Source organism: Xanthomonas sp. BRIP62415, from assembly GCF_003993515.1.
Lineage (GTDB): Bacteria > Pseudomonadota > Gammaproteobacteria > Xanthomonadales > Xanthomonadaceae > Xanthomonas > Xanthomonas euroxanthea.
The window spans coordinates 162117-178276 of the sequence record NZ_QEZH01000037.1 but is presented as its reverse complement, the minus strand read 5'-3'; the positions used below and the strand labels follow the sequence as shown (position 1 = coordinate 178276).

The following is a 16160-nucleotide window of genomic DNA, read 5'->3' as shown; positions in this document are numbered from 1 at the left end:
CATGTCTCGATGCCGCTACAGCGGAAGGCTTCTGCGTTCTCCCTCTGGTGGCAGTCGATCACGCAGCCAGCCGCAACACTGCAACAGTCCCCGGTCGATCCAGCGCCGCAAGGCGCGGCCCTGTTCGGCGACGAACAGATGCAAGCGCTGGGACAGGCGCTGGCGCAAGCCCATGTGCTGCATACCGGGCCCACGCGCGAGCTGCTGCTGGCGCAGCTCAAATCCAACCAGCGCTCGCTTGGCAGCACCGCTGCACGATTGAGCGAGATGGCGGCCGACGGCGTGCAATTGCACCCGGCCGGCGAATGGTTGCTGGACAATTATTATCTGGTCGAAGAACAGATGCGCCTGGCGCGCCAGCATCTTCCGCCCGGTTACAGCCGGCAATTGCCGCGTCTGCGCACGCCCACCTCGGTGGGCCTGCCGCGCGTGTATGAGCTGGGCTTGCAGGTGGTGGCGCATGGCGACGGGCGCGTGGATGTCATCACGCTGAGCCGTTTCATCGCCGCCTACCAGCAGGTGGTGCCACTCAAGCTCGGCGAGTTGTGGGCGATTCCGATCATGTTGCGGCTGGCGCTGATCGACAACCTGCGCCGCATTGCCGACGACATCATGCACGATGGACGCGACAGCAGCCTGGCGGCGCATTGGGCGGCATTGCTCAACACCACTGCCGCCACCCAGCCCAAGGATGTGGTGGTGGTGGTGGCCGACCTGGCACGCTCGCAGCCGCCGGCCACCGGTGCATTCGTGGCCGAGCTGACGCGTGGCATCCAGGGCCGCGGGCCGGTGTTGTCGATGGCCAGCGCCTGGGTGGAGCAATGGCTGGCAAGCGAGGGCCACAGTGTGGAAGGCCTGGTGCACGCCGAAAGCCAGCGCCAGGCAGCCGAGCAGGTGTCGATCAGCAACAGCATCGGTAGCCTGCGGTTCCTGGACGAGATGGATTGGCGCGACTTCGTCGAGGCCATGAGCGTGGTCGAGCAGAGCCTGCGGAAGGATCCGGCCGACGTCTACGCACGCATGGATTTCCATACCCGCGATAGCTACCGGCATGTGGTGGAACAGCTGGCGCAGCGCCTGGAGCGCGACGAGCCGGCCGTGGCCGAGGCGGTGCTGCAGCTGGCCGCGCACGCCGATGCCGCCACGCCGGTGGCCAGCCACGTGGGCTATTACCTGGTGGATGCGGGCTTGCCGCGGCTGCGTGCCGCGCTGCGCGACCCAGCCGCGTCAGGCACGCCGGCGCCACTGCGCCCACGTGCGCGTCGCGTTGCGCTGCCGGTCTACCTGCTGCCGATCGCAGCGGTCGCGTTGCTGTGGACCGGCGTGCTGCTGCAGGGCGTGAGTGCAGCGCCGCCAATGCTGCGGTGGATCACCGCCGGCATCGCGCTGCTGGCCGCCAGCGAGCTGGGCATTGCGTTGGTCAACTGGGTGGCAACGCTGTGGGTGCGCCCGCGTCCGTTGCCACGCATGGACCTGCGCGCCGGCATTACGCCCGACTGCCGCACGCTGGTGGTGATGCCGAGCATGCTGGCCAACCACGAGGCCATCGACGAGCTGGTCGGCGCGCTGGAGGTGCACTACCTGGCCAACCGCGACGCGCAGCTGTACTTCGCGCTGCTCACCGATTTCCTCGATGCCGGGCAGGCAGTGCTGCCCACAGACATGGCGCTGGTGGCGCATGCGGCGCAGCACATCGACCGGCTCAACGCGGCCTATGCCGATGCGCACGGCGATCGCTTCTTCCTGCTGCACCGCGCACGCCAGTGGAACGCCGGCGAGGGCTGCTGGATGGGCGCAGAGCGCAAGCGCGGCAAGCTGGAGGCGCTCAACCGCCTGCTGTGCGCCGACGACGCGCGGCTGCAGGCAGCCAGCGAATTCCTGCAGGTGCAGGGCGATGTGGCCGCGCTGGTACAGGTGCGCTATGTGATCACGCTCGACAGCGACACCCACCTGCCGCGGGATGCGGCACGCGCGCTGGTCGGGGCGATGTCGCATCCGTTGAATGTGCCGCGCATGGATGCGTCCGGGCAGATCGTCGAGGCCGGTTACGGCATTCTGCAGCCCGGCCTGGGCACCGGCATGAGCGAGGGCGGCGAATCGCGGTTTGCGCGCATGTTCGGCATCGAGCCGGGCATCGACCCGTACACCCGCGTGGTGTCGGACGTGTATCAGGATCTGTTCGGCGAAGGCTCCTTCATCGGCAAGGGCATCTATGCGGTGGCCACCTTCGAGCAGGTGCTGGCCGGCCGCTTCCCCGACAACCGTGTGCTCAGCCATGACCTGCTGGAAGGCTGCTACGTGCGCGCCGGCTTGCTCAGCGACGTGCGGTTGTACGAACGGCATCCGCAACGCTATGCCACCGATGCCAAGCGACGCGCACGCTGGGTGCGTGGCGACTGGCAGTTGTTGCCATGGCTGTTGCCGTGGGTGCCCGACCGTGGCGGCCGACGCGCGCGCAATCCGCTGTCGTGGTTGTCGCGCGGCAAGTTGCTGGACAACCTGCGCCGCAGCCTGGTGGCACCGGCCGCCTTGGGCTTGTTGGTGATCGGCTGGCTGGTCTCGCCCACCCCGTTGCGCTGGACGCTGTGGCTGCTGGTGCTGTGGCTGCTGCCGGGGCTGTGTTCGGCGCTGTATGCGCTGGCGCATCCGCCCGAGGGCCTGGGACTGCGCCATCACGCGCGCCAGGTCGGGATGGGGCTGCGTCAGCACCTGCTGCGCACCGGCGTGGTACTGGCCTGCCTGCCATTCGAAGCGGGGCTGCAGCTGTCGGCAATCGCCCGCACGCTGGTGCGGATGACGATCACCCGGCGCCACCTGTTGCAGTGGGCGCCCTCCAGCGAAGTGGAGCGCAGCGCGCGCAGTGGCAGTGCCGAGCAACAGCTGATGGCCGGCGCCGCCTGCAGTGCGGCCTTGGTGGTCGCTGCGGTGGCCTGGTGGTCGCCGCTGGCCCTGTGGGCGGCATTGCCGCTGGGGCTGGCGTGGATGGGCGCGCCCTGGTTGATGGCCTGGCTGGGCGAGCAGCCCGCCGCGCCGGTGGCGCAGCTGTCGCAGGAGCAGCGCGCCTTCCTGGGTGGATTGTCGCGGCAAACCTGGGCGTTCTTCGAGAGCCATTGCACGGCGCAGCATCATTGGCTGCCGCCGGACAACGTGCAGGAATATCCGGTCACGGTGGTGGCCAACCGCACCTCGCCGACCAATATCGGCCTGGGCCTGCTGGCCAATCTGGCCGCCTACGATCTGGGCTACCTGACGGTGGCCGGCGCGATGACCCGCGTGGCCGATACCCTGGCCACGCTGGAAACGTTGCCGCGCTACCGCGGCCATTTCTACAACTGGTACGACACCGAAACGCTGGTGCCGTTGTTGCCGCGCTACGTCTCCACCGTGGACAGCGGCAACCTGGTCGGGCATCTGCTGACGCTGCGGCAAGGGCTGCTGGCGCTGGTGGATGCACCGGCGGTGTCGATGGCCGTATTCGATGGACTGGCCGACATCCTGGGCCTGCTGGCATCGCCAGCACGCACACGCAGCGACGCCGCCACCGAGGCGCTGGACGCAATGGCGCAGAGCGTGCAGCGCATCCGCAGCCAGCCCGCGCCGAACCTGCACCAGGCCGAGCAGGCGCTGGCCCTGCTGCTGGCGCAGAGCCACACGCTCCTGGCGCTGATGCCGGGCAGCGACGACGACGAGCCGTGGCCGCAACGCTTGATCGACAGCTGTGCGGCCGCCCTGGCCGAGGTGGTCCATTGTGCAGGCACGCCTGCCGATACCGATGCGCACGCAACGCAGATGCCTGGCGCCACCGTCGCCACGCTGCGCCAACTCGCCGCCGGCCACCTCACATCTGGCGTACAGACCTGGGCCGCCGCACGCGTGCAGGAGCTGCAACGGCTTGCGCATATCGCCGGGCAACTGGCGCAGATGGACTACGACTTCCTCTACACCCCCGCCCAGCAGTTGCTCTCGATCGGCTACAACGTCGACGACCACCGCCTGGACAGCGGGCATTACGATCTGCTCGCCTCCGAGGCACGCTTGGGGATCTTCGTGGCCATTGCCCAGGGCAAGCTGCCGCAGGACAGCTGGTTCGCACTCGGGCGCACGCTCACCGACACCGGCGCCGAACCGACGCTGCTGTCGTGGAGCGGCTCGATGTTCGAGTACCTGATGCCCGACCTGGTGATGCCCAGCTACCCGCAGACGCTGCTGAGCCGCTCGATGCGCGGCGCGGTGCAGGCGCAGATCCGCTACGGCGCCGCGCGCGCGGTGCCGTGGGGCGTGTCCGAATCGGGCTACAACACGGTCGATACGCGGCGCAATTACCAGTACCGCGCCTTTGGCGTGCCCGGCCTGGGGCTCAAGCGCGGCCTGGGCCAGGACCTGGTGATCGCCCCGTATGCCAGCGCCATGGCACTGATGGTCGAACCGGATGCGGCCTGCCGCAACCTGCAGCAGCTGCAGGCGCTGGGATTTGGCGGGCGCTTCGGCTTGTACGAGGCGATCGACTACACCCCGTCGCGGGTGCCGCGTGGCGAACACCACGCGCTGGTGCGCTCGTTCATGTCGCATCACCAGGGCATGGCGCTGCTGGCGCTGGACCACGTGTTGCGCGATGCGCCGATGCAGCGGCGCTTTGTCGCCGACCCGCAGTTCCAGGCCACGCTATTGCTGCTGCAGGAGCGCGCACCGCGCGCCGGTGTGTACGTCAAAGGCCTGGCCGACGCGGCGCAACGCCCGGTGGCCGCCGAGGCGGGCATGGCCTTGCGCATCCATCGCGACCCCAGCCTGGCCCAGCCGGCGCTGCAGTTGCTGTCCAACGGGCGCTACCACGGCATGCTGACCTCGGCCGGCGGTGGCTACAGCCGCGCGCGCGACATGGCGGTGACGCGCTGGCGCGAGGACGGCACCCGCGATCACTGGGGCACGTTCTGCTACCTGCGCGATGTGGACAGCGGCGTGGTGTGGTCGGCCGCACACCAGCCCACCTGCGTGCCGGTGGAGCGCTACGAGGCGATCTTTTCCGAGGCCAAGGCCGAGTTCAAGGGCAGCCACCAGCGCTACGACAGCCATCTGGAAATCGCCATTTCCGCCGAGGACGACGTGGAACTGCGCCGGCTGCGCATCCGCAACCGCTCGCGGCAGACGCGCGTGATCGAAATCACCACCTATGCCGAAGTGGTGCTGGCACCGGCGCAGGCCGACGAGGCACATCCGGCCTTCAGCAACCTGTTCGTGCAGACCGAGATCCTGGCCGACAAACAGGCGCTGCTGTGCACGCGGCGCCCGCGCGGGCATGACGAAGCGCAGCCGTGGATGCTGCACCTGGTGGCCGTGCATGATGCCGATGTGGCGTCGATCTCCTACGAGACCGACCGCGCCGCGTTTGTCGGGCGCGGGCGCAGCACCCGCGATCCGCTGGCGCTGCACGGTCAGGCCAGCCTGTCCGGCGCGGCCGGCTCGGTGCTGGACCCGATCGTGGCGATCCGCTGCCGTATTTCGCTGGCACCGGACCAACAGGCGCAGGTGGACATGGTCTACGGCGTCGGTACCCAGCGCGCGGCCTGCACCGCGTTGATCGACAAGTACCGCGACCGCCGTCTGGCCGATCGCGTGTTCGACCTGGCGCTGACCCAGAGCCAGGTCACCCGCCGGCAGATCAATGCCTCGCTGGACGATGCGATGCGCTACGAGCGGCTGGCCGCGCGCGTGCTGTTCGTCGACCCGCAACTGCGCGCCGACAACGAAGTGCTGCTGCACAACCATCGCGGCCAGTCGGCGTTGTGGAGTCACGCCATCTCCGGCGACCTGCCGATCGTGCTGTTGCGCATCACCGACCCGGACAATCTGGAGCTGGTGCGCCAGCTGGTGCAGGCGCACGCGTACTGGCGCCTGAAAGGCCTGCGCGCGGATCTGGTGATCTGGAACGAAAGCCAGTCCGGCTATCGGCAATCGCTGCAGGACGCCATCCTGGGCCTGATCGCCGCCGACCCCGAGGCCAATGTGCTCGACCGTCCTGGCGGCATCTTCGTGCGCGCCATCGAACACATCTCGCAGGAAGACCGCGTGCTGCTGCAGACCGTGGCGCGCGCGATCCTCAGCGATGCCAACGGCAGCCTGGACGCGCAGCTGCAACGCCACCCCAGCGCACGCGCGCTGCCGCCGGCGCTGGAACCCATCCAGCAGCTGGACAGCGCCGATTATCCAAGCAGCACGCACGCCGCCTACCTGGACACCACCCTGCAGGCCGCAGCCGAAGAGGCGGTGGTGTTCGACAACGGCCTGGGCGCGTTCGCTGCCGACGGCCGCGAATACCGCATCACCCTGGACCCGGGCACGGCCACGCCGGCGCCCTGGTGCAACGTGATGGCCAATGCGCACTTCGGCACGGTGGTCAGCGACAGCAGCCCTGGTTACAGCTGGGCCGAGAACGCGCACGAATTCCGGCTCACGCCGTGGCACAACGACCCGGTCGGCGATGCCTCCAGCGAGGCGTTCTACCTGCGCGACGAAGACACCGGCCAGGTCTGGTCGCCGATGGCGCTGCCGTGTCGCGGCAACGCGCGCTACACGGTGCGCCACGGGTTCGGTTACAGCGTCTACAGCCATATCGAACACGGCATCGGCAGCGAGCTGTGGGTGTTCGTCGATGTGGAACGGCCGATCAAGTTCAGCCATCTGCGGCTGAAGAATCTGTCCGGGCGCCCGCGCCGGCTCAGCGTGACCGGCTATGTGGAATGGGTGCTGGGCGACATCCGCACACGCTCGCAGTTGCATGTGGTCAGCGAGGTGGACCTGGGCAGCAGCGTGCTGACCGCGCGCAACCCGTACAACACCGAGTTCGACGGGCGGGTGGCATTCTTCGATGCCGATGCGCCCAGCCGCAGCATCACCGCAGACCGCAGCGAATTCATCGGGCGCAACGGCAGCCTGGCCGCGCCCGCAGCACTCGGCCGGCAACGCCTGTCCGGGCGCGTGGGTGCCGGCCTGGACCCGTGCGCGGCGATCCAGATTCCGGTGACGCTGGCGGCCGAGCAGAGCTTTGAAACGGTGTTCCGCCTGGGCGCGGCGGTGGATCGCGACACCGCGCTGACACTGGCACGCCAGAGCCGCGGCGTCGCTGCCGCGCAAGCCGCCTTGCTGGCGGTGCGCGCGCACTGGCAGCAGGTGCTGGGCAGCGTGCAGGTGCGCACGCCCGACCCGGCGGTGGACCTGCTGTCCAACGGCTGGCTGCTCTACCAGACCATTGCCTGCCGGTTCCTGGCGCGCAGCGGCTACTACCAGTCCGGTGGCGCCTACGGGTTCCGCGACCAGTTGCAGGACAGCATGGCGATGGTGCACGCGCAGCCGGCGCTGGCCCGCGCGCATCTGCTGCGCTGTGCTGCGCATCAGTTTGCGCAGGGCGATGTGCAGCATTGGTGGCACCCGCCGCAGGACCGCGGCGTGCGCACGCAGTGCTCGGACGATTTTCTGTGGTTGCCGCAGGCGCTGTGCCGCTATCTGGAGGTCACCGCAGATGCCAGCGTGCTGGACGAGCGGGTGAGCTTCATCGACGGGCGCGCCCTCAAGCCCGACGAAGAATCGTATTACGACCTGCCGCAGATCACCGGCAACGTGCAGTCGCTGTACGCGCACTGCGTGCTCGCCCTGCAGCGCGGCATGGCACGGCTGGGCGAGCGCGGCCTGCCGCTGATCGGCAGCGGCGACTGGAACGACGGCATGAACCGGGTCGGCAAGGACGGCAAGGGCGAAAGCGTGTGGCTGGGCTTTTTCCTCTACGACGCCTTGCTGCGCTTTTCCGCCGTGGCCGCACAGCGCGACGATGCGGCGTTCGCGGCAACCTGCCGCACGCAGGCACAGGCCTTGCGCACCGCGCTGGAACAGCACGCCTGGGACGGGCAGTGGTACCGGCGGGCCTGGTTCGACGACGGCACGCCGCTGGGTTCGAGCGATTCGGACGAATGCCGCATCGATTCGCTGTCGCAGAGCTGGGCGGTGCTGTCCGGGGCGATGGATCCGGCACGCAGTGCGCAAGCGATGGAGGCGATGCACCAGCAGCTGGTGGATGCCGACGCCGGCATCGTCAAGCTGCTGGTGCCCCCGTTCGACCGCACCGGGCACGACCCCGGCTATATCCGTGGTTACGTCCCCGGCGTGCGCGAGAACGGTGGCCAGTACACGCATGCGGCGGTGTGGGCGACGATGGCCTTTGCCCACCGCGGCGACAGCGCGCGCGCCTGGCAACTGGCCGGCCTGATCAACCCGATCCACCACGCCCGCGACGCGGCCGGCATGCAACGCTACAAGGCCGAGCCCTATGTGCTAGCCGCCGATGTCTACGCGGTGGCACCGCACGCCGGCCGCGGCGGCTGGAGCTGGTATACCGGCGCGGCCGGCTGGATGTACCGGCTGCTGACCGAATCGCTGCTCGGCCTGCAGCGCCACGGCGAGCGCATGCACATCGTGCCGTGCATCCCGGCCGGCTGGCCGGGCTACCAGCTGCGCTATCGCTTCGGCAGCAGCACCTATGTCATCGACGTCACCCAACGCCCGGGCATCAAGGCGCGGCTGGAGATCGACGGCGTGACACAGGCCGAGCTGGCTTTCACCCTGGTTGACGACGGCGCGGTTCACGCTGTGGCACTGGACTGGCCGGCGGACGCGACATGAGCACACGCAGACATACCCATACCAGCCATCAACTCGCCGACCTGGGCAAGATGCTGTCGGTCTGGCCGCAGCGGGTGCGCGACCCCAGCCAGTTCTGGCCGCAATTCGATGCCTTGGCCAAAGGCATTCTCGACGAGGCGGACCAGGCGGACCTGCAGCGGGTGCAGCGCCGCCTGCGGCAGCTGCTGCACCGCCATGGCCTGACGCGCACGTAATAAGCGCGCCGGCAATCTCCACGGCGGCGGCTCGGTGGCGGCATCCATGCCGCCACACGGTCCCGCAACCGGCAAGGACACCGCACCAGACAGTTGGTCGGCGCTCATCTGAAAGCTGTCTCTCGTGCGGTGTGCATCAGACGTGGAGCCGATGCTTCACGATTGAACAAGGCGCACCCAGCACTGCTCTTAGCTTTGCGTATCGACCATCTCGACGGGTCCTTGCCCGCTCACCGTCGCGGGACCTTACGCGGCATGGATGCCGCGTAAGAGCCTACATGGACGTACTTGCGGCGTGTCCTGCGATGGTGGGCGGGGAAGGGCCCTGGAGCCACAGCTGCCGCATACAGCACTCGATGCCGTCATGATCGACTGCGCGCAGCCAGCACGCTTAGACTCCGCGTTTGCACCTACCAAGGCCGCTGGTGATCGATCTCAATGACATTGCGCTGTACGTGCAGGTGGTGCGCAGCGGCAGTTTTGCCGAGGCCGCGCGCCGCCTGGGCACCGCGCCCAACAGCGTCAGCCGGCGCGTGCAGCAGCTGGAAGCGCAGCTGGACACGCGCCTGATGCAACGCTCCACCCGCAAGCTCACCCTGACCGATGCCGGGCAGGCCTTTTACGAACGTTGCGCCGACGCGGTGGACGGGCTGACCTCTGCCGGGCAGAGCCTGGTGGCAGGTGGCGAGGAAGCGGCCGGCCTGGTGCGGGTGGCGGCGCCGGCGGATTTCCTGGATTTCTTCCGCGTTGAATGGGTGGGCGAATTTCTCGCCGCGCATCCGCGCGTGCGCCTGGAATTCGTGCTCAGCGACGCCAAGGCCGACCTGATCGCCGAGCGCATCGATGTGGCCTTCCGGGGCGGTGTGGTGACGGACCTGGGCTATGTCGGCCGCCAGATCCTGGCCGACACCAACGATGTGCTGGTGGCCAGCCCCGGCTACCTGCAGGCACGCGGCAGGCCGCTGCGGCTGGATGAATTGCCGCGGCACGACTGCCTCAGTTTCCCGCATCCGAGCGGGTACGCCACCTGGACCCTGGTCGGCCCGTCCGGGCTTGCCGAAGACGTCCAGGTGCAGGCGCGCATGGCTGCCACCACCGCGCGCGCGTTGCGGCTTGCGGCGGTGGCCGGGCTCGGCATCGCGTTGTTGCCGCAGGCGCTCACCTGGCCCGATATCCACGAAGGTCGCCTGACCGTGGTGTTGCCGGATTTTCAACGCAAGGGCCAGAGCCTGTACGCGCTGTATCCAAGCCGGCACCATCTGCCGCGCGCGGTGTCGGCGTTTATCCAGGCCGTGACGACGCGATTGAATGCGGCTGAATGCAAAGAGGTGACTGGCTTGGCGAACAGCGTCGCCATGCCGGGCGTGCGGTGAGCGTGGCGATGCGGAGTGCGGCGGTTTCAACGCCTTGATTCGATCCAGTCTTCGCACCGAGCATGCGCGCGAAATGTGGTCCATCCAGCGGCACGCTGTCCGCTCGATGCAGTGTCGGCACGTGTGAAAGATCGGCACCGTGCAAACGGATGACATGATCGCCAGCGCGGGCGATGCCCCCCGGCACGCATCGCCCGCCACATCACTCAGGCAGCAAGCCCATCGATCTGCTGCTGGGCGCTGGCAATCCCCGCCTGGCGGGCGTCTGCGCCAGTGGCCAGGCCTTCGGCCACGATGACCTCGGGGGCGTGCACGCCGACAAAGCCCAGCGCGGTGCGCATGTAGCTCTCTGCATGCTCCAGCGATGCCATCGGCGAGCCGGCGCCATAGAAGCCGCCACGCGCCACCAGCAGGATCACGCGCTTGTTGCCGGCCAGCCCTTCGGGCACGCCCTGCGCGTTGTAGCGGAAGGTCTTGCCGGCCACCAGCACCCGATCGATCCAGGCCTTGAGCTGGGTCGGGATGGTGAAGTTGTACAGCGCCACGCCGATCACCACGGTGTCGGCGTCCAGGAACTCCTGCAGCACCGCCGCACTGGTGGCAAGTTCAGCGGCCAGTGCCGGGCTCTGGTCGCCGGTGGGATTCTGCTGGGCCGCCAGATGCGCGCCGGACAGATGCGCCAGCGGCTCGGCGGCCAGATCGCGGTAGGTCACTGCGATATCGCTGTTGCCGGACTGCAACCTTGCGACGGTGGCCGCCGAGAGCTGACGGCTGGCCGAGTAAGCGCCGAGGATGCTGGAATCGAGATGGAGCAGTTTCATGTCGGGTACCTTTGGAAACGTGTGGGAGGTGAGGGGTCCGGCGACGCGTGGCGCAGGCGCACACGCATCGACGTGGTGGAGCTTGCAATTGAGATGAGCTGCCGAAGACGCGCCGGTTGGGAAGCGTCGGCAGTGCGTTGGTGTGGCTGGCAACCGGCGCGCTGTGCGCCGGCCACACGGCATGCATGGCCGGCCGCTGGCGTCGGGCTCAGACCAGGCGGCCGCGCGCGCGCAACTGCTCGCCGATGCGGCGGATTTCCGCCTCACCCTGCGCCAGCGTGGCCTCGCTGGTGTGCACCGAGTAGTGGCCCATCACCAGCTCGTGTGGATGCTTGACCGCCGAGCCCAGCACGAAGGAGGTCGCCCCCACCGCCGCCACCTCGATGGCCTGCTCGGCATCCTTGAACACCGCCATCTGGCCGCTGCCGATGGTCTCGGCCGCTTCCAGCTGGCCGCCGTGCACCGCGATCCAGGCCACCGTGTGACCGGCCGGCGGCACATAGCGCCAGGTCTCGCCGCCGCGCAGCTGCACGCCCAGGTAGGTCATGTCGGCCGGCGCCGGGATCCTGCTTTCCAGCGCGCCGTAGCGACCCAGCAGCACCCGCACCGGGCCGGCCACCGGCACATCGTCGGGCGACAGATACAGCATTTTCTTCGCTGGCGGGTAAGGCGACCCACAGCTGGAAGCCCTTAACCGTGGCCTGGCCGGCCAGCCCGCCGTCGTGCCAGACGCCGTTGCCGGCACGCATCCACTCCACCCCGCCGGTCGGCAGGATGCCCTGTTCGCCGGTGGAATCTTCGTAGCCCAGCTGGCCACTCATCAGGTAGGTGAGCGTGGCAATGCCCGAATGCGGGTGCATCCCATCGGCGCACCGCCGATCGACGGCTCGACGGTGAACAGGTCCAGGAACACGAACGGCTTGACCAGCTGGCCCAGGTCGCCCGGGCTCATCAGCCGGGTGATCGGGCCGCGGGTGCTGCCGCGGGTGCGGAACACCACCGGGCGCGGCGCGCCCAGCACGCTGGGCGTGTGCTGCGGCTGAGCGGTGTCGGCGGTCGCCAGTTGTGCGTGCATGCCAGATCTCCTTGCGGCGGTGGTGGGGCGCGCGGCCCCGTGAGGCACACAGTAAAGATCCGCCGATTGATGGACTAGCCGGAAGATGTGGAGTGGAGTCGTCCAGAAATCGTAGTAATCGCAGGCGGGCACTGCGGGTCACGCATGCAGCGCCCTGGGCAGCGGCAGGCATGGTGCGTCTGGCCGCGCCTGCGGCGCAGTCTTCATGCCACGCCAACAACGGGTTCTTCACGCTTGCCATATTCTTCCGCTGGAGACCCCCGATGATCCGCACCCTCGCCCCGCTCGCTACCGTGTTGTTGCTCTCGGCCTGTGCCTCCAACCAGGTTGCGCAGGTGCAGCCCATCGACGGGGCCGTCTCAGGCCAGTGCCATATCGACAAGGTGCGCGGCGCTGTCGGCCTGGCCGCAGCGGCGCAGACCATCGAACGGGCGCGCGTGGACAGCGACAGCCTGCAGGTCAGCGTGCGCCGCGGCGAACGCGCCACCGGCGGTACCACTGCCAGCGGCCTGGCCGACCCGGCCCAGGGCGCCAGCGAAAGCGGCGGCGATCACCTCACCGTCGAGACCGGCCCGAACAACAACATCACCGCGATCTACTGCGGCTGAGACTGGCCCCGGCATCGTGGCCGCCCCACCTCGGGCGGCCACGCGTAGCGCGCAGGCACCACGTTGCCTGCAACTGCCGGACCACGCCCAGGCCCCACGCTGGCGAACCGGCCAACCGCACCGCTGGGCGCTATCCCATGGGCTGACGGAACTGGCGTTGGTCCCAGCCGCCGGTGCGGCAGGCGGCAGCATGTCGCCAATCGTCGCCACGATGCTGATCACGCTTTAGTGGATCAGCAACATGTTCGATGCGGCGGCCGGATGCAGGCATCTGCCTTGGTCGGCGCCATGACAGCTCCCCAGGGATCGGCGCTCAGCGCGATCGCGCTGCCGGCCGTGGCGGCTGATCTCGCCCGGCCTGCAGTCCATTGCCAACACCGCACGCCGGATGACGACGCCAGACCATCGTGCGATGGCACGCGTCAATTGGACAGTGCGTGCAAATCGCCTGGATGCGCTCGTGCCTGCACACCCGAGCATGACCTGCCAGTTGTTCGGCATGGTGCGCAGCGGCGCGCCATCGCCGCTGCTGTCGGTGCGCAGCATCTGCATGATTGACGCGCTGTGCCCACCGCGCAGTTTGGCTGTCGCCCGACTGTGCGATGCAGGCGTTCGTGCAAGCGCGGCGCACTGCACCAGGCCATCGCCTGCAGCGACGATCGCACAGACACCTGCTCTTTGATGACGTCATCAGTGCAGTGCCAACGTGGCCTTGCCACGGCGCCAATGCTGATAAGAACCTGAACTCTCGTGGCCGATTCGCAGTCAGGACAGACGGCGGACAGCGTCTTGCTTTAGCCTTGTTTTTCGCACGATCGCGCATTTGCATCGATGTGCGCAGCTACGGTTTGAACGAACTCTTTCAATGTTGTGAGGATAGATGGCTCGTTCGTATATGACGTCGTTTTTTCGCGAATGGCTCACCGCACCCTGCTCCGTTGCCGCGATACTCCCCTCCGGACGCGCACTCGCCTCCGTCATCACATCCGAGTTGTCGGAACAGACCGGCCGCGTTCTCGAACTCGGGCCGGGCACCGGCGTGTTCACTCAGGCAATGATCGACAAGGGCGTGCGGGAAAAGAACCTCATCCTGCTCGAATACAACGCCACCTTCTCCGCGTTGCTCAGGCAGCGCTTTCCACACGCACGCTTGCTGCAGATGGATGTTGCCGATCTCGAATCGGTACCCCGCATCGATGGAGCCTGCGTCGATGCCGTGGTCTGCGGCCTTGGCTTGTTGAACATGCCGGCGCATCAGGTGGCCGCGATCCTGCGTGGCGCCTTCCTGCAGTTGAAGCCCGGCGGCCGGCTGTACCTGTTTACCTACGGATTCAAGTGCTCGGTTCCGGCGCAGATACTCGACGCGCTGGATCTGGAGGCCGTCAGGATCGGGCGCACCTACCGTAACGTGCCGCCTGCGACGACCTACCGCATCCAGCATCGCGCCTGTCGGCGATAGCCTCAGGCCGATGCTGCACGGCGCGGGCGCGCCCCGGCCGCCTTGCGCGGTTTGCTGCTGGTCTTGCCTGGCTTGCTGCGCGAGTCGGTCAGAAAGCGCAGCGTGGCCGCTTCCCACTGGCGCTCGCCGCGCACGCCGGTGGCCATGGCCTGCAAGTGGCCGGCACGCCAGCCTTCGAACACGCATGGGTCGATGTAGGCCTTGCGGCATACCGAGGGCGTGTTGCCCAGCGCGTTGGCCACTTCGCGGATGACATCGTTCTGCACCTGGGTCAGCGCGCGTTCGCTCATGCGCTCGGGCAGCGGCAGGCGCGCCAGCCGTTGCAGCGCGGCCAGCGTGCCGCCCCAGGTGCGGAAATCCTTGGCGGTGAAATCCTCGCCCATCGCCTCGCGCAGGTAGTCGTTGACCTCGCCCGAATCCACCGGTTGCAGCTGGCCGTCGTCATCGCGGTACTGGAACAGCGATTGCCCCGGCAATTGCTGGCATTCGCGGATCAGTTTGACCAGCTGCTTGTCGTCCACTTCGATATCGTGATCCTGGCCGCTCTTGCCGCGGAACTTCAGCCGCGCACGCCCGCCGCGCAGGAATTCCATATGCCGGTTGCGCAAGGTGGTCAGCCCGTAGGAACGATTGCTGCGCGCATATTCGGCGTTGCCCACGCGCACCAGGGTGTCGGCCAGCAACGCCACCACGATCGCCAGCACCTTCTCGCGCGGAAAGCCCGGCAAGACCAGATCGCGGCGCAGCCGGCGGCGTAGCTTGGGCAACGCCTGGCCGAAGGCGATCACCCGTTCGAACTTGCCTTCGCCACGCACCTGCGCCCAATCGGCGTGGTAGCGGTACTGCTTGCGACGGCGCGCATCGCGCCCGGTGGCCTGCAGATGGCCGTTGGGCTTGGCGCAGATCCACACCTCGGTATATGCCGGCGGAATGGCCAGGGCGCGGATGCGCTGCAAGGTCTCCGCATCGGCCACGCGCTGCCCGTCTGCGCTGCGGTAACTGAAGCTCTTGCCGGCCTTGCGGCGGCTGATGCCGGGCTGCTGATCGTTGACGTAGGTGAGCCCGGCCGCGCGCGCGGTGGCCTTGGCCTGCGCGACCGCGGCCACGCTCGCCACCGCGGCCGTGGCGGCCACCGCGCCGGCGGCAACGGAGGCCAGCTTGCCGGCCGCACTGGCGGTGGCTGCGGCATTGCGAAGAACACGTTTGGCTTTCATTGCGCACGGATCGAAGGACAGGCACCGATTGTTGGGCCGGGCGGGACTAGGCCGCGTCAACGCTGCGACAACGCCATGTGGGCAAGCGATGCCCGCGGGCGGGTTTTCTGCTTATGCTTGGGCTTCCCCTCACTGTGCTGGAGTTATCGATGCGCGCTGTCCTGCCTACCGCCCGCCTGGCTTGTACCTTGGTCGTGCTGGCGGCATTGAGTGCCTGCGGCTCGCCGCAACCGGACGAGCAGGAAGCCGTCTCCGCCAAGGCGCAGCAAGCCGCCGAACAAGCCGCCGCACCGGCGCCGGCCGCCGCGCCCGAGGCGCCGCCGATCGGCAGCTGCGATGCCACCCAGGTGCAGTCGCTGGTGGGCCAGGCGCTGACCGACGCGGTGAGCGAACAAGCCCGCACCGATGCCGGCGCCAAATCGGTGCGCGTGCTCAAACCCGGCCAGATGACCACGATGGAGTTCAACGGCGAGCGGCTCAACCTGGAAGTGGATGCCAAGAACGTGATCGCCTCGGTGCGTTGCGGCTGAGCGCCACCTGGCGCCTGTTGGCGAACAGGCGCCGAGCCAGCTGGCACAAGGCCTCGCGGCCGCCCTCGTTGCAGCTGTAACGGTGTATTGCGGCACCGCATCAACTGTGGTCTAGTCGATCATCCGGTGACCTCTTCGAAACGCTCCACGGATCGAGCGCTGCAACGTCGTCGCCGCTCTCCCAGATCGCAAAGAGGC

The 16160-nt window shown here is 68.2% G+C and carries 11 protein-coding genes and 1 pseudogene; 6 read left to right on the top strand and 6 right to left on the bottom strand.

From position 1 onward, the window contains the following. The first annotated feature begins 138 nt into the window (after positions 1 to 138). The 3 genes from EO141_RS20120 to EO141_RS20105 all read left to right on the top strand — a co-directional run bounded on the left by EO141_RS20120 (position 139) and on the right by EO141_RS20105 (position 10255). Complete coding sequence (locus EO141_RS20120) at positions 139 to 8667, top strand: glucoamylase family protein (protein WP_206514833.1); 8529 nt, start codon at positions 139 to 141, stop codon at positions 8665 to 8667. Then, complete coding sequence (locus EO141_RS20115) at positions 8664 to 8882, top strand: hypothetical protein (protein WP_119130029.1); 219 nt, start codon at positions 8664 to 8666, stop codon at positions 8880 to 8882. The genes EO141_RS20120 and EO141_RS20115 overlap by 4 nt, the downstream gene beginning before the upstream one ends. 425 nt (positions 8883 to 9307) lie before the next feature. Continuing rightward, the gene (locus EO141_RS20105) at positions 9308 to 10255 is read left to right on the top strand and encodes a LysR family transcriptional regulator (protein ID WP_104650095.1); all 948 of its coding nucleotides are present in this window, start codon (positions 9308 to 9310) and stop codon (positions 10253 to 10255) included. 206 nt (positions 10256 to 10461) lie between these two features. Here the strand turns inward: EO141_RS20105 and EO141_RS20100 are convergent, their stop codons facing one another. The 4 genes and pseudogenes from EO141_RS20100 to EO141_RS21780 form a co-directional block, all read right to left on the bottom strand. Then, on the bottom strand, positions 10462 to 11076 hold the full coding sequence (locus EO141_RS20100; RefSeq protein ID WP_119130028.1) for an NAD(P)H-dependent oxidoreductase: 615 nt from the start codon (positions 11074 to 11076) through the stop codon (positions 10462 to 10464). Between the two features lie 208 nt (positions 11077 to 11284). Beyond that, positions 11285 to 11725 carry a hypothetical protein gene (locus EO141_RS21790; RefSeq protein WP_232099152.1) on the bottom strand — a complete coding sequence of 147 codons (441 nt, stop codon included), beginning with the start codon at positions 11723 to 11725 and terminating at the stop codon, positions 11285 to 11287. An 82-nt stretch (positions 11726 to 11807) separates the two neighbouring features. Continuing rightward, a pseudogene (locus EO141_RS21785) lies at positions 11808 to 11897 on the bottom strand (pirin family protein); the annotation flags it as partial. Next, positions 11897 to 12151, bottom strand: a complete 255-nt coding sequence (locus tag EO141_RS21780; RefSeq protein ID WP_232099150.1) for a hypothetical protein — start codon at positions 12149 to 12151, stop codon at positions 11897 to 11899. The pseudogene EO141_RS21785 and the gene EO141_RS21780, both read right to left, overlap by 1 nt. A 263-nt stretch (positions 12152 to 12414) precedes the next feature. Between EO141_RS21780 and EO141_RS20090 the strand changes: the two genes are divergently transcribed. Then, a complete protein-coding gene (locus tag EO141_RS20090) occupies positions 12415 to 12759 on the top strand; it encodes a hypothetical protein (RefSeq protein WP_119130027.1) in 345 nt (114 codons plus the stop codon). A gap of 225 nt (positions 12760 to 12984) precedes the next feature. On the opposite strand, the gene EO141_RS20085 is transcribed toward EO141_RS20090, so the two are convergent. Further along, positions 12985 to 13311: a hypothetical protein gene (locus tag EO141_RS20085; protein ID WP_127170076.1), complete on the bottom strand. Its 327-nt coding sequence runs from the start codon at positions 13309 to 13311 to the stop codon at positions 12985 to 12987. Positions 13312 to 13654: 343 nt separating this feature from the next. On the opposite strand from EO141_RS20085, the gene EO141_RS20080 reads away from it, so the two are divergent. Beyond that, on the top strand, positions 13655 to 14218 hold the full coding sequence (locus tag EO141_RS20080; RefSeq protein ID WP_232099144.1) for a methyltransferase domain-containing protein: 564 nt from the start codon (positions 13655 to 13657) through the stop codon (positions 14216 to 14218). Between the two features lie 2 nt (positions 14219 to 14220). On the opposite strand, the gene EO141_RS20075 is transcribed toward EO141_RS20080, so the two are convergent. Next, positions 14221 to 15522 (bottom strand): DNA topoisomerase IB, encoded by a 1302-nt coding sequence (locus EO141_RS20075; RefSeq protein ID WP_241236711.1) that lies wholly within the window; start codon positions 15520 to 15522, stop codon positions 14221 to 14223. 59 nt (positions 15523 to 15581) lie between these two features. Between EO141_RS20075 and EO141_RS20070 the strand changes: the two genes are divergently transcribed. After that, entirely contained in the window at positions 15582 to 15962 is a 381-nt protein-coding gene (locus tag EO141_RS20070; protein WP_104586236.1) for an I78 family peptidase inhibitor, read from the top strand. The last annotated feature ends 198 nt before the right edge of the window (positions 15963 to 16160 follow it).